This is a genomic window from Mesorhizobium silamurunense (genome assembly GCF_014843905.1).
GTDB classification, from domain to species: domain Bacteria; phylum Pseudomonadota; class Alphaproteobacteria; order Rhizobiales; family Rhizobiaceae; genus Mesorhizobium; species Mesorhizobium silamurunense.
On record NZ_LPVS01000015.1, the window covers coordinates 1 to 13,566 of the forward strand.

10 protein-coding genes and 1 pseudogene are annotated in these 13,566 nt (G+C 60.5%); 3 read left to right on the forward strand and 8 right to left on the reverse strand.

What is annotated here, in order from left to right:
- The 4 genes and pseudogenes from AU465_RS03780 to AU465_RS03795 form a co-directional block, all read right to left on the reverse strand.
- Window positions 1–230, reverse strand: a 230-nt coding sequence (locus tag AU465_RS03780; protein WP_192244177.1) for a hypothetical protein, incomplete at its 3' end; no start/stop codon positions are given.
- Complete coding sequence (locus tag AU465_RS03785) at window positions 199–690, reverse strand: hypothetical protein (RefSeq protein WP_192244179.1); 492 nt, start codon at window positions 688–690, stop codon at window positions 199–201. The genes AU465_RS03780 and AU465_RS03785, both read right to left, overlap by 32 nt.
- Window positions 657–3,176 carry a beta strand repeat-containing protein gene (locus AU465_RS03790; protein WP_192244181.1) on the reverse strand — a complete coding sequence of 840 codons (2,520 nt, stop codon included), beginning with the start codon at window positions 3,174–3,176 and terminating at the stop codon, window positions 657–659. The genes AU465_RS03785 and AU465_RS03790 overlap by 34 nt, the downstream gene beginning before the upstream one ends.
- Window positions 3,177–3,880: 704 nt before the next feature.
- Window positions 3,881–4,055, reverse strand: a pseudogene (locus tag AU465_RS03795) (ATP-binding cassette domain-containing protein); the annotation flags it as partial.
- A 239-nt stretch (window positions 4,056–4,294) separates the two neighbouring features.
- Between AU465_RS03795 and AU465_RS03800 the strand changes: the two are divergent.
- Both AU465_RS03800 and AU465_RS03805 read left to right on the forward strand, forming a co-directional pair.
- Window positions 4,295–6,058, forward strand: a complete 1,764-nt coding sequence (locus tag AU465_RS03800; protein WP_192244183.1) for a type I secretion system permease/ATPase — start codon at window positions 4,295–4,297, stop codon at window positions 6,056–6,058.
- Window positions 6,045–7,382 carry an HlyD family type I secretion periplasmic adaptor subunit gene (locus AU465_RS03805; protein WP_192244185.1) on the forward strand — a complete coding sequence of 446 codons (1,338 nt, stop codon included), beginning with the start codon at window positions 6,045–6,047 and terminating at the stop codon, window positions 7,380–7,382. Before AU465_RS03800 ends, AU465_RS03805 begins: the two co-directional genes overlap by 14 nt.
- A gap of 193 nt (window positions 7,383–7,575) precedes the next feature.
- On the opposite strand, the gene AU465_RS03810 is transcribed toward AU465_RS03805, so the two are convergent.
- The 3 genes from AU465_RS03810 to AU465_RS36150 form a co-directional block, all read right to left on the reverse strand.
- Window positions 7,576–8,943 (reverse strand): calcium-binding protein, encoded by a 1,368-nt coding sequence (locus AU465_RS03810; protein WP_192244187.1) that lies wholly within the window; start codon window positions 8,941–8,943, stop codon window positions 7,576–7,578.
- Window positions 8,944–9,754: 811 nt separating this feature from the next.
- Window positions 9,755–10,063 (reverse strand): anthrone oxygenase family protein, encoded by a 309-nt coding sequence (locus tag AU465_RS36145; protein ID WP_246505850.1) that lies wholly within the window; start codon window positions 10,061–10,063, stop codon window positions 9,755–9,757.
- Window positions 10,063–10,254, reverse strand: a complete 192-nt coding sequence (locus AU465_RS36150; protein WP_246505851.1) for a hypothetical protein — start codon at window positions 10,252–10,254, stop codon at window positions 10,063–10,065. Before AU465_RS36150 ends, AU465_RS36145 begins: the two co-directional genes overlap by 1 nt.
- Before the next feature lie 291 nt (window positions 10,255–10,545).
- Between AU465_RS36150 and AU465_RS03820 the strand changes: the two genes are divergently transcribed.
- Window positions 10,546–12,258, forward strand: a complete 1,713-nt coding sequence (locus AU465_RS03820) for an HAD family hydrolase (protein ID WP_192244189.1) — start codon at window positions 10,546–10,548, stop codon at window positions 12,256–12,258.
- 27 nt (window positions 12,259–12,285) lie between these two features.
- Here AU465_RS03820 and AU465_RS03825 read toward each other — a convergent pair.
- The coding region (locus tag AU465_RS03825; RefSeq protein ID WP_376774811.1) for a chromosome segregation SMC family protein at window positions 12,286–13,566 on the reverse strand (1,281 nt) is incomplete at its 5' end.

The following is a 13,566-nucleotide window of genomic DNA, read 5'->3' on the forward strand; positions in this document are numbered from 1 at the left end:
GAGCCGTTCACATAGGTCAGCCGCACCTCATCGACGCCGGCCAGAACCGCCGGCGCATTCAGGTCGAAGCTGCCGTTCCCAAACAGCGCCAGAACATCGTAGCCACCCCCAAGGTCGATGCTGTCCGTGGGATTTAAGTTCGGTGCGGTCGCATTCACCGTGCTGTTCGTCGGGTCGCTGGAATCAAAGGTCAGCGTATCAGCGCCGGCCGTCAGTTGCAGGGGCGCCATATAGGTTCCCGTTTAGGCTCGGCGCGGTCGATATTACCGTCGTATTGAGGATCGATGGCTCGAGATTGTCGGCTTCCTCAGTAAGGGTGGCATGCGCCTGCGCGGCGGGCGCAATGTTGCCGATCTGGTTCAGTGCCGAATTCACAGCAGCATCAAGGCCACCGCCAGTATATGAATTGACGACTGTGCCGATTTGGCCGGGGTCATCTGCCGCGGCGGCCAAGGCATCGGAAGCGCTACCTTGGGCAACAAAAGCCATGGCGGTGGCGTTTGTGACCAATTGCGCAGGCGTCGAAGCGGTCGCAGCGTCATCGGCCAATGTTTGATTGCTGGCGACCACGACGCCTTCAAGTGCCTGAAGGAGATCGGCATCCAGAGCACCAGGTGCCGCAGCGTCAGCGATCGCACCGATCGTCGACGAATTCGTCAGGTCAAGAACTTCGCCCGCGCCAAGCCCCAATATCTGGTGTGCAAGAGCCGAAAAGACATCAGTTGCGGCGCCATCCTGGTCTCCTGTGCAAGAGCCGAAAAGACATCAGTTGCGGCGCCATCCTGGTCTCCGCCGGCGCCGGCAATCGTGGCCGCTACCATGCTGACGGTATTCAGGACGGAAATGCCGGCAAGGAAGGGATCCGCGTTGTTCTGGAAAGCCGCCGTGACGGGATCAAGTGTCAGGAGATCGACGTCGGGTGCAAGGCTTAGGGCGCCAAGGACTATCGCTTTGGCATCTGCAACACTCAGGTTTGAAGCCGGATCATCAACCAGAAGCGTGACCAAAGTTGTCAACGGGCTAACAACCGCTGACCCAGATGGTGCAACCAGCTTTCCAATCAGGGCGTTGTTCGTCGAGGTGTCTGTTCCTCCAACAACGACAAGGTTTCCCGATCCCCCTTGCAGAACAAAGTGCCCGAAGTCGTCGGTGACTGCAGAATACTCCCCGATGTCGAGTTGGCCATTGCCGTCAGCGTCGGCAAAGACGGTGGCGCCTGATATGTAGCCATCAACGGCGTGTCCCTCCTGAACGAGTGAGAAGACAAAATTAGTTCCTGTCGAAGAGTTGCCAGCAGCATCCGTCTGCCGGACCGCAAGCGCGTTCGGACCGAATTGAGGCGTGAACGTGCTTAGCCACTGGGCGCCGCCATCGATGGAATATTCGACCGTGGCACCGCTCTCAATACCCGTCACATTCAACGCGCCATTGTTCGTGACGTGATCGGCATTCGAGTCACCTGAGTCCAGGATGAGCGCGACCCCTGGAGCGGAAGGAGCCTGTGAGTCCAAAACGAAGTTGAACCCCGTCTCAGCGGAGACGTTGCCGGCCACATCGGTCTGGCGCACGAGGACTGCGTTCGAGCCTTCAAGCGGAGTGAACGACGCGTTCCAGCTGATGCCGCTGTCGGTGGAGTATTCGACCAGGGCGCCGGCCTCGCTGCCGACACTCAGCGTGCCGTCATTGGTGAGCAGGTCGTTGCTGTGGGAGCCGCTGTCCGACGCCAGCGCCGCACTGGGCGCCACCGGATTGGTGGTGTCGAGCGTAAAGCCGAAGCTGGCGCTGCCGGAGACATTGCCAGCGACATCGGTCTGGCGCACTAGAACCGAGTTCGAGCCTTCAACAGCAGTGAACGACTGGTTCCAGATGACACCCCCGTCGGTGGAATATTCGACCAGGGCACCCGCCTCGCTGCCTCCGACACTCAGAGTGCCGACACTGCTGATGCCATCGTTGTTCGAGGCGCCACTGTCGACAGTCAGCGCCACTGTCGGTGCCGAAGGCGCCACTGTATCGATGATCAGAGTCCCCGATGGATTGGACGCAGCGCCGGAGATGTCGGCGTTGTTGCCTGCTGCGTCCGTGATGGTCGCGGAATTGAGAACGAGCGACGTGATAGCGAGATCGGACGTATTCTGACCGGCGGCAACGGTGTATGAGAAGGTCAGTGTCGAACTACCCGAGCCGCTCAGATAGGTCGCTGTGCCACCGCTGTTCAGGGCCAGAGTCGGTGCCCCGCCTGCAACGACAACAGCCTCCGAGAAGGTCACCGTAAGCGTCACCGTATCGCCAGCATTTAGCGATCCGCTGCTGGGCGTACCGTAAGCAGTCGATGACACCGTTGGGGCCGCAGCATCGGTAATGATGTCGCTGGCAGTCAATGTCTCTATTGTGGATATCTTGACGACCACATCTGCAATATGGTCGCCCGTCGTATCGACGTTGACGAAGGTGTTGCCCCCGGAGACGGAGGACCAGACGCCGTAGTTGGATGCGGCCGCACCGCTCCAAGTGAGGGTGTGTCCGATCTGAGTGACAAGGCCATGCAGGTCGATCTTGTCCTGCAAAGAAGCTGTCGCCGTCTCAGCCGCTGATGTGAAGCCATTGATGACATCGCCCGTTTTGCTGTTGAAAGCACCGGCTGCGGTGGCCTGTGAATCGCTTACGGAATTGAAGACATAAAGATCGCCCCCGGCACCGCCAGCCAGCTTGTCGGCGCCCGCCCCGCCAACCAGAATGTCGGCCCCGGCACCGCCGTTGAGGTCGTCATTGCCGGCTTCGCCAAACAGCTTGTCATTACCGTCGTCGCCACCCAACGTGTCATTGCCGTCGCCGGCGAAGATGACGTCATTGCCAAGACCCCCGCGCAGATCGTCAGTGCCAGAGCCGGTGGCATTTGCCATCTGCGTCCCGCCATAGATGAGGTCGTCATCGGCCCCGCCGTCAACCAAATCATTGCCGGCGCCACCGATCAGGAGGTCGTTTCCTGCCTCGCCGAAGAGGCTGTCATTGCCTTTGGCGCCATCGACCTCGTCATTTCCACCCCCGGCATGGACGGTGTCCACCCCAGTGGTCGTATGATTGGAATTCAGGAAAACCCAGTTGGTTCCGTCCCAGTAATAGGTTCCAAGCGCGTTGATCCTCTCGCTCAGAAATGTTCCAGTAATATTAGCCATGGCGGATCCCCCATTCTCAAAGTCACTGGTGGCTGGAGCCTGACCAGCGATCGTCAAGGAGGATGAAGCGACGAACTTCCAGATGTTCTAGCTTGATCATAAAGGAACATGAGCGCATGATGACAAATGCCCGCTACAGTTTGGGCGAGCAATTGCTGGACCAAAAATGTGCTCGTGAGCAACCCCCACACGTCTCGCGGGTTGACTTGGCGCGGTCTCCTCCCTTATTAATCTACACTAGGCTCCCGTGCTAGCACGGTGTCAAATGTCAATAGAGTTTGCTAACATACCACCTTTGTACGGCACGCGCCTACAGTAGGCGTAAGGAGGATGTCGGAGGGTACCTGGTGCCGATTCCAGTGAATGTTTGAAAATTATTGGCGCCCCGATAGGAATCGAACCTGTGACCTCTGCCTTCGGCAGGCAGGGTTTCAACTCTCTCCGCACAATAATTTTTCAGCGATATAGCGGTCTCACCCGATAGGTCTAGCGACTCCGACGCCTAGATGGACTTCGCCACATAAACTGCCGAGGGGGTGCGATGATCAAACTGCCCGCAGCGTGTCCGGATACCCCAATGTCTTACATGAGGCGCTAGACAGAAGTTCGAAAAGCTTCCAAGAACCCCAGCCAAACTGGATGCCCTGTGGATAACTTGGTTCCACAAGCTTCTTCGATCGCCGCGGCCGCCACTGTCGAGCGAGGCGATCGGACCATGCCGAGGCCGAGCGCCGAGGCATCTTTGGGGCTAGCGATCGTCACCTCGCGTCCGTCGACCAGCGTGTCGCCCGACGTTGGATGGTAAAAACCCATCATGCATTTGACCAGTGTCGACTTGCCGGGGCCGTTTTCGCCGAGCAAGGCATGGAATGAGCCTGGCCGGCACCTTGCCTACGGCACCGGTCTTGAAATCGGATGTGGGCGTGCGCCGCAAAGCTAACGATGCGAAAGTGCATTCGAGACCGCGCTGGAGCACGACGCCCTGCCGGTGGTCCCTGCCATCGCTTCACGAACAAGCTGTGGCTCCACTCGGATGGATGAAGCGATAGCGCGGCTGCCTGGCATGATATATAAAGATTGTCTAAAATGATCGCTTAGCCAAAGAGACGATTTCGGGGATGCCCAGTTATACGAATGGAAGGGTGCTATCGAAGAGCGTGGTCGAAATGGGCCTGTTCTCCGCGGTGATGAACACCCTGGTGCTAGTTCTGCCTCTCTACATGCTGCAGGTATATGATCGGGTTTTGCCCGCCGCCAATTTGGACACTCTCACCTACCTAACATTGCTTGCGCTTTCGTCGCTCTTGCTCTTCGGCGTGCTCGAAGTCGTGCGGGGTGTATATGCAAGCCGGCTCGCGGCGCGACTGGATGTCTCTTTGGGCACATCGTCTTTTCTCGCTGCAATGAGTGGCCCCCGCGCTGGCCTCGGCGATGTCCAGGCCTTGCGCGACTTGGCCACCCTGCGAGGTTTCATCGCCTCGAGAACCATCTTCTTTCTCTTCGACCTTCCTTTCGGGCCAATCTTTGTGGGCCTGCTCTATTTCATCCATCCGTTGCTCTTCCTTGTGACGGTCGTCGGGGCGGTTCTCATGGTCGCCATCGCCATGCTGAACCAGGTCGCGAGCTCGCGACCTGGCAAGGAGGCGGCGGAGAGTCTCAACGCCTCAATGAATTCGGCGCAGGCCTTCGCCCGAAACTTCGAAACCGTTCGCGCACTTGGCATGGTGTCCAACGCGATAGAGTTCTGGGGGACCCGTTTTTCCGGCTCTCTGCACGCCTCGGATGGGCTCGCTCGCATCAATTCATTTTATGGCGGTGTATCGCGCACCACTCGTTCGACACTGCAGATCGCGATATTGGGGGTCGGCGCTTATCTGGTTCTGCACAACGAGATGACCGCCGGTATGATATTTGCATCCTCGATGATTTCGGCGCGCGCTCTGCAACCTCTTGATCAGATCATTGGGAGTTGGCGGCAGATCATCGAGGCCAATCTTGCATGGAAGAGGCTTTCGGCTCTCCGATCCGGACCCGACAACCAGGAAAGCGTAGCATTGCCGGCTCCTGAAGGAGCGTTAAGCGTGGATCAAATAGTCTATCATCTTCCGGGCGCGGCCGACGGGTCGCTGCCGCTGATAAAGCGCTTGACCTTTGAGGTCGCCGCCGGCGAAACAGTCGCGATTGTGGGGCCGAGCCAGGCTGGAAAATCGACTCTGGCGCGCCTCATCGTCGGTGCGATCGAGCCCCGCTCGGGGGCGATCCGGATCGACGGCGGCGACATTCGAAACTGGGATCCGGAAGAACTCGGCCGCCATATTGGTTACCTGCCGCAAGATGTGGAACTCTTCCCGGGAACCATTGCCCAAAATATCGCGCGTTTCGAACCGGATGCGCCCGGCGAGAAATTGGTCCAAGCAGCCCAGCGGGCCCAAGTGCATGAGCTCATCCTGGGTCAGAGGGATGGCTACTCGACGCTGATCGGCCCAACCGGCGTTCGCCTTTCGGGTGGCGAGCGTCAGCGCATCGGGCTTGCTCGCGCCTTTTACGGCGATCCCAAGGTGCTGGTTCTGGACGAGCCCAATGCAAACCTCGATTCCAACGGCGAGGCCGCGCTCGAGCGGGCGATTATCGGGGCGCGTTCACGAAAAACGACCGTGCTTGTCATAACCCATCGGCCCTCTCTCGCTTCCAAATGCGATCGCATATTGATGCTGCGCAATGGCCAGGTCGAGATCTACGGTTTGACCAAGGGCGTGCTCGATAGACTTGCCGAGCGACGGGGCCAAGCGGGACGGCCCGCAGCCTCTCAGTCGCGCGAAGGAGTGGTGCCTTTCCCGTCATCTGCTCGCGGGGAGATAAAAGTCGCTAATGACGGTTCCTAGCCAAACCATCGGCGCCAGGACGTATCGCTGGCAGCGCAACGTCGATACACGCACAGATCGGATCACGCTGGCGGGCTATGCAAGCGTGTCCGTTTTCTTGCTTGGCTTCGGATTCTGGGGCGCAATGGCGCCGATTGGCGGAGCAACGATCGCGCCAGGAGTGGTTGCAGCAGCTGGACAGAATGTCATGATCCAGCATCTCGAAGGTGGCGTGGTCAGCAGCATCAAGGCCCGAGAGGGTGACAGAGTCATACGAGGCCAGACCCTAATCGTGCTCGATCCAACGGTGGCGCAGTCCCAGCTCAACCGAGTCCTCAAACAGTGGGTCGCACAAAAAGCCGAGATCGCGCGGCTCGAGGCAGAAAGGGACGGCATGGAAAAAATCGTCCTGCCCCGCGATTTAGGCGCCTACTCAGGCGCGTCCGAATTCAGTGGCGTCTTTGCTGAGCAAACCAAGGAGTTCCAGGCTCGGCTAGCCCGCTATGCTGCGGATCAGGAGATTCTGAGGGAACGGGTAGCAGCCCTTCAGGAAGCCGTTGCTGGCTTGAGGGCGCAGAAGGATGCTGCGGAAAATCAGCTCGCGATCGTCAATGCCGAGACGGAACGCAAAAAGCACTTGCTGGAAAAGGGACTGACAAATCGTTCTGAATACACCGATCTTCTGCGCAGCACCGCCGAGTTGGTAGGTCAGGCGGGATCGCTGGAGGCGCAAATCGCCAGCTCGGCGACCCAGATCGTGGAAGCGCGTCAACAGATTGAAAGACTTACAACCAGCCGGGTCGAAGATGCCGTCACGGAACTGAACAAAGCCCGGGTGGAGGTGGCCGACCTTGAGGAACAAATCAACGCCGCTCGATCGGTCCTGGTGCGAACAACCATTCGTGCCCCGGTGGACGGGATCATTGTCCGCTCGCTCTACAATTCCGAAGGCAGCGTCATCCGTGCTGGCGAGGTTGCAATGGAGCTTCTGCCGACGAATGAACTTATCATCGAGGCAAAGATCAAGCCTGAAGACATCGATTCTATCCGAGTCGGCCAAGGCGCGAACATGATGCTGACAGCCCTCAACGCACGGACAACACCAAAAGTGCCGGGAAAGGTGTTCTACATTTCGGCGGACCGGCTGATCACACCCGGCACTGGACAGCCCTATTACACCGTGCGGCTTAAGATGGCTGATAAGCTGCCACCGCAGGTCAAACCCGAACAGATCTACCCAGGCATGCCGGTCGAAACCTTCATTTCAACCGGCGAGCGAACGTTTTTGAGCTATCTGACCAAGCCGCTGGTGGATTCGTTCCAGCGCGCCTTTCGGGAAAGATAGGCCCAATCCTGCCTCCTGCGGCCTTCAACCGACCCGAAGTGGAACTCGTCCGCCGGATTATACGCAACCGGGGTTCGGCCAGTGCCGGCAGCATCGGCGCTCCGCCGCCATTTTGACCGGTGATCGTCGGACCCGGAGACCGGCGGGTGAACTGCCCGCCCTTCGCCATGCCATGGTCCGATCGCATGAGCGATCAAACGACGAACACGTCGTGATAGGTCAGGGCCGCCCCGGGCTCTAGGTGGGCGATTTCCACCTGCGGGGTCGATTTCGAGCCGTCGGGATCATAGTACAGAACGCCCGTGGTCCGGTTGTAGAGCAGGTGATCGTTGGTGTGTTCGGCGTGTTCTCGCAACTCGAAATACCCCGAGTTCACCTGCGTCGGGCTGGACAAGGAACCGGAGCCGAGCGTCGTGAAGACGGCATTGTCGAGATAGAGCGCGTCATGTTCTGCATTGAAGTCGGTGAGTGTGTCGACATTGCCGGGGCCATAGGCCGTGTCAAACACGAAGGTGTCCTCGCCCGTGCCACCGGTCAGCACGTCGTTGCCACCCAGGCCCCGCAGTGTGTCGTTGCCAGCCAGGGCATCAAAGGTATCGGCCGCGCTAGTGCCGACAAAAGTATCGTTCCCGGTCGTTCCGTGGGTCGGGTCGGTCGGTGGGATCGGGTCGGTCGGTGGGATCGGAGGTGACGGTATCGGGTCGGTCCCGTCATGGGCTGCATGCCAGGCCGCCTTGGCGTTGGCCCAGTAATCGCGGGCCGCCTGGCCTTGAAGGACCGTCCAGCCGGCGGGCGGCATTGGATAATCCGACGGAAGCGGCGTGTCAGAGAGGTTGAGATAGTAATTGCCGTGCGACTCGACCGTCTTGTCCCAGGCATGCTGCAGCCGCGCCTGGCCGTTGTGGTGAACGTCGGTGATCGCCACCACGCAGTCGATAAAGTGCAGGCTGGGCGTGATATCGTTAGCGCCTGTGCCATCGGCGAGTTTGAATGGCGAACCGTGGGTGATCACGCCTTTGCGAAGGTACTCGCCCATGCCCAGAAGCATGCCATCCATGGTGACCGTGTTGTGAGACCCATCCACGTCACCGTCGCCAAGGCTCACTCCGGAAAACACGTGGTCGAACAGGGAATCCTGGATGGTGCCGCCGATGACGTCGTCGTCCTCGACCGCGTCGTCTCGTGAGTTGGCGACATAGGAATCTTCGATGAGGAAGGTGCCGGTGCCGCCGACACGGATGCCATCCCAGGGCTGGGTGATCGTAAAGTCGTCGATGGCAAAGCTGTGGGCTGAATTTATACGGACTGCGGCGGAGTTGACGTAAATGTTCTCCCAGTCGCCGGTTTGGGAGACCGTGCCATTGATCGTGCCGCCCAAAGCCAAGAGGTTGTCGCCGGGGTTGACGACCGCGAAGGGATAGAGGTTGGTGGGGCTTCCCTGATTGGCGACGATCCACGAGGCGTGGGTGGCATCGATAAGGGTGTCGGCGGGCAGACCGGATGCTTTATATTGGCGGTAGCCATAGTCGCCGCTCAAGACAATGGTGTTCGTATAGGCCATGCTTGGCCACCTTTCACACCCCCGTCCTTTTTGCCCAAACGCCTGAAGCCCAAATGGCTTGCACCTAACAGAGCCCCGTTAGCGGTATGGTGCAAATCACAAAATGTAAAAAAAATCTCAAAATTTAAAAATATGTCCCTCGCAGAAAATGCTGTGGCGCAGCGATTTCAGCGCGGCTTCTGTTCAGTGGTCTCAACGCGGCTACCCCCCGAAAACCCAACGGCCTCGCAGGAGCAGCGCATGAGCGGAGACGGCGCGCAGAAGTTCCGTCGTTGCAAAACTATCATCGAAATCCGGACGATTGGCGAGACCATCAAATTCGTCCGTGAGTTATGGGGCAACGGATATCCGATGCATATTGCGTTTCAATATCGGCCCGACCTCCTATATGCTGAGCGCAAAAGCAGGGGAGAAAGGGTGTGTCCCGAGAGCGTGACGTGCTTATGTGGCGCGAAGCCGGGAAACTTGCGTTATCTGGCGACTATGAAGGATGGCTTGCCATTGAATGGGAGCTTCGTAGCAGAGGATTCTCACGCGCCAGGCTGCTGTTTGATAACGACCGGGTCCGCGAAAAATTGGATGATATCTGTAAGAGGGCACGGGAGCAACGCGCCGACGCCAACCGGACCTAAAGGCCAGAAGCGCCCCGCCGACGTCATCGCCCACATGAAGGCCGAGCACCGGAGGGCCGCAACTACCTCGCCGGCCGGCAGAGCGACGCCGTCAACGCCCTGAGGGCCAGCCTCGACCGCATGATCGGCCACCTCGCTTGAAGCTTCCTGTGGTTTGATCGGAAAGTCCCAGTTGGTCATCAGGCGCCTTGGATGGCGATTGCCGTGGTCAGCAGGATCAGGCTCAGCATCGCCAGCGCCGCGCGGACAACGTGGGAGAGTTCCCACCGGTTGCGAAGCGCTGTCCACTCGTCCATTGGCGGGAGCGTGGTTCCATCGCTGCCCTCGGTTGCGAAAAAGCGCTTCGCCGGCGCGTTCAATTCCACCTCTTGCAGCCAGTGTTTGTTGATCGGCTGGGTCATGAGCCAGAAGACAAGCTGCATGGCCAGGAGCGCAACCAAGGCGCCGGCGATCAGCCAGAATTGGACAGCGCCGCTCGACGTCAGCATCAGCGCAACGTCGCAACGATCCCGCCGATGCCGCCTCCGATCGTGAAGCCCGGATCGTAGATTTGTTGGACGACAAAATACTCTTGCCTGCCGAGCCGCAATTTGCCCGGCAACTCCAGCGCATGGGCGAGCGCCATGGCTATCGCGCTCGCCACTAGGATGACGGTGAGGATCTCCAGGAAAACGTACATCGGAAGGGCACTCCGGGCTGACTGCTTCCGCGACATCGGCTTCGACGATTTCTAGCGACGCTTGAGATCGAACGTGGGCGCCCCGACCGGGTTCCATCGGGCAGGGACAGTAAAGCGACGGTCGAGAGAGCATCGGCGGCCCAATCTGGCCGCAGGGCAATGGCAAACGGCTAGCATCAGGATAAGAGCGGCGAAGAAGAACAGGTGATCCAACCGGCCTAAACCTTTTCCGCCGACAGGCGTTGTTCGTTCCAGACGGACCGAGCGACCGCCAGCGGAGAGGATCACCCGATGTATTTCATGGCATTGGCCACCGACTATGACGGCACGCTGGCGCATAACGGCCTGGTTGCCGCAAGCACGCTCTCGGCGCTGGAGACGCTGAAGAGGTCCGGCCGTAAGCTCATCCTGGTCACCGGCCGCGAATTGCCCGATCTCAAGGAGGTCTTTCCGGAGATCGGTCTGTTCGACAAGGTGGTCGCGGAAAACGGCGCGCTGATCTACACGCCGGCGAGCGAGGAAGAGCGCACTATCTCACCGTCCCCTTCCGCCGATCTCGTCGACAGACTGAAGAAGCGCGGCGTGAAGCCGCTGTCGGTCGGCCGCTCGATCGTCGCCACCTGGGAGCCGCACCAGGCCACAGCACTCGACGTCATCAAGAAGCTGGGGCTGGAGCTGGAAATCATCTTCAACAAGGGCGCCGTGATGATCCTGCCTTCGGGCATCAACAAGGCGACGGGACTGGCGGCGGCGCTTGCCGATCTCAGGCTGTCGCCGAACAATGTGGTGGCCGTCGGCGATGCCGAAAACGACCACGCCTTCCTGAGGGCCGCGGGCTTGAGCGTAGCCGTCGCCAATGCCTTGCCGTCGGTGAAGGAGACAGCCGACCTCGTCACGAAAGGCGCGCGCGGCAAGGGCGTCGAGGACCTGATCCGCAAGCTGATCAAGCTCGACCACCTGATCCTGCGCAAGCGCTCGCGCGGTGTCCTGTTGGGAACCGCCCACGGCAAGAAGGTCTATCTGTCGCCGGTCGAGACGGTTCTGATCGCCGGAAGCTCCGGCATCGGCAAATCCACATTGGCCACGGCGCTGACCGAGCGGCTTGTAGAAAAAGGTCTGCAATTCTGCATCTTCGATCCGGAAGGCGACTATGACGCACTGCAGGGCGCGGTGCCCCTCGGCGATGCGTCGAGCGCGCCGAGCAAGGACCAGTTGCTGGAGCTGGTCGACAAACCGGACACCAATATCGTTGTCAACGGACTGGCACTGAAGGTCGACGAGCGGCCCGATTTCTTCGCCGAATTGCTGCCCGGCCTCGGCAAAGTCCGTTACCGCACGGCAAGGCCGAATTGGCTGATCATCGACGAGGCGCATCATCTGTTACCCAAAAAGCGTGAGGACACGCGCGCAGTGCTTTCGCTGGAGCTGCCGGGCACGGTGCTGATCACCGTGCATCCGGAAGCGATCTCGACGGGTGTCTTGCGCCTGGTGACAGCAGTGATCGCGCTCGGCCCAAAGGCGAAGGGCGTCATCAAGACCTTCTGCAAGGAGGCCGGACTGGAGGCGCCCAAGAACATCCCCACGCCAAAGGGCGAGCGTGTGCTGCTTTGGCGGCCGCATGACGACAAGAAGCCGTTCACGGTCAAAGCGATCGAGCCAAACCAATCGCTGAAACGTCACAGCCGCAAATATGCCGAAGGCGAGCTCGACGAGGCGGGAAGCTTCTATTTCACCGGGCCGAAGAAGGCGATGAATCTTCGAGCCCACAATCTGATCATCTTCGCCCGGATGGCCGAAGGCATCGACGACAAGACCTGGGAATATCACCTGCGCGCCGGCGACTACTCCAAATGGTTCCGTCACCAGATCCGAGACAAGGACCTTGCGCGCGAGACGGCCGAGGCCGAGAAGAACAAGCGTCTATTGCCGGAGGAGAGCCGCAAGCTCGTGCTGGAGGCCGTTCGCCGCCGCTACACGGCACCAGCCACGGCTCCAGAGAAGTAGCTTAATCCAACGGAACGCTGAGCTGCTTCAGCTCGCCTCGCGCATCGCCTCGGCCGCCTGCAGGTCGACGGAGACCAGCTGGCTGACGCCCTGCTCGGCCATGGTGACGCCGAACAGCCGGTCCATGCGCGCCATGGTGATCGGGTTGTGGGTGATGATGACGAAGCGCGTCTCGGTGGTCTTCGACATCTCGTCCATCAGGTTGCAGAAGCGCTCGACATTGTGGTCGTCGAGCGGCGCATCGACCTCGTCGAGCACGCAGATCGGCGCCGGATTGGTGAGGAAGACGGCAAAGATCAGCGACATCGCCGTCAGCGCCTGCTCGCCGCCGGAAAGCAGCGTCATGGTCTGCGGCTTCTTGCCAGGTGGGCGGGCGAGGATTTCGAGCCCCGCCTCCAGCGGATCCTCCGACTCGATCAGTTGCAATTCGGCCGTGCCGCCACCGAAGAGATGCGAGAACAGCCGCTGGAAGTGGCCGTTGACCACCTCGAAGGCCGACAGCAGCCGCTCGCGCCCCTCGCGGTTGAGGCTCTGGATCGCCTGCCGCAGCTTGCGGATCGCCTCGATGATGTCCTCGCGCTCGGAAACGATGGTTTCCAGCCTGTCGGACAGCTCCTTCTGCTCTTCCTCTGCGCGCAAATTGACGGCGCCGAGGCGCTCGCGCTCGATCTTCAGCCGGTCGAGCTGGCGCTCGACCTCGGCCATGTCGGGCATCGGATCGTCGGCTTCGAGGCCGGTGTGCTTGATGACGAGATGCGGCGGCGTGTTCAGCGCTTCCTGGATGCGCGCCTCGACCTCGGCGCGCCGCTCGTCGGCCGCGGTCAGCCGCTCCTCGGCGCGGACACGGGTCTCGCGCGCCTCGGCGAGCGACTGGATGGCGGCGGTCGCCGCCTTGTCGAGCTCGGCCTGCTTGGTTTCCGCCTCCTGCAGGCGGTCGCCGGCCGCCTGGCGCAGCGCCTCGGCCTCGGAAAGCTGCGTCAAGAGCGCGCGGCGCTTGGCGTCGATCTCGTCGGGCGCGTCGGCCAGTCGCTCGCGCTCCGCTTCGGCTTCCGCCTTGCGCTCGCCGAGAGCGGCGATCTGCGTCGAGGCGTTCTCGGCGCGCTCCAGCCAGTTCTTGCGCTCGGTACCGATCGCATCGAGCCGGCGTATGCGCGCCTCGGCCTCGCGCCGCAGGCCCTCATGCGCGGCGCGCGCATCGGCGAGCGCGGCGCGGTCGCGCGCGACATTGGCGGAGGCCTGTTCGAGCTGCAATTGAAGATCGCCGAGATCGGCCGCGTCCTTGAGCATCTCCTCGGCTTCGAGGAAAGC

Coding starts and splice junctions, on each gene's coding strand:
- AU465_RS03805 (WP_192244185.1), top strand. CDS start 6,045: ATGACGGTTCCTAGCCAAACCATCGGCGCCAGGACGTATCGCTGGCAG.
- AU465_RS36145 (WP_246505850.1), bottom strand. CDS start 10,063: ATGCTGACGTCGAGCGGCGCTGTCCAATTCTGGCTGATCGCCGGCGCC.
- AU465_RS03810 (WP_192244187.1), bottom strand. CDS start 8,943: ATGGCCTATACGAACACCATTGTCTTGAGCGGCGACTATGGCTACCGC.
- AU465_RS03800 (WP_192244183.1), top strand. CDS start 4,295: ATGCCCAGTTATACGAATGGAAGGGTGCTATCGAAGAGCGTGGTCGAA.
- AU465_RS03790 (WP_192244181.1), bottom strand. CDS start 3,176: ATGGCTAATATTACTGGAACATTTCTGAGCGAGAGGATCAACGCGCTT.
- AU465_RS03820 (WP_192244189.1), top strand. CDS start 10,546: ATGTATTTCATGGCATTGGCCACCGACTATGACGGCACGCTGGCGCAT.
- AU465_RS36150 (WP_246505851.1), bottom strand. CDS start 10,254: ATGTACGTTTTCCTGGAGATCCTCACCGTCATCCTAGTGGCGAGCGCG.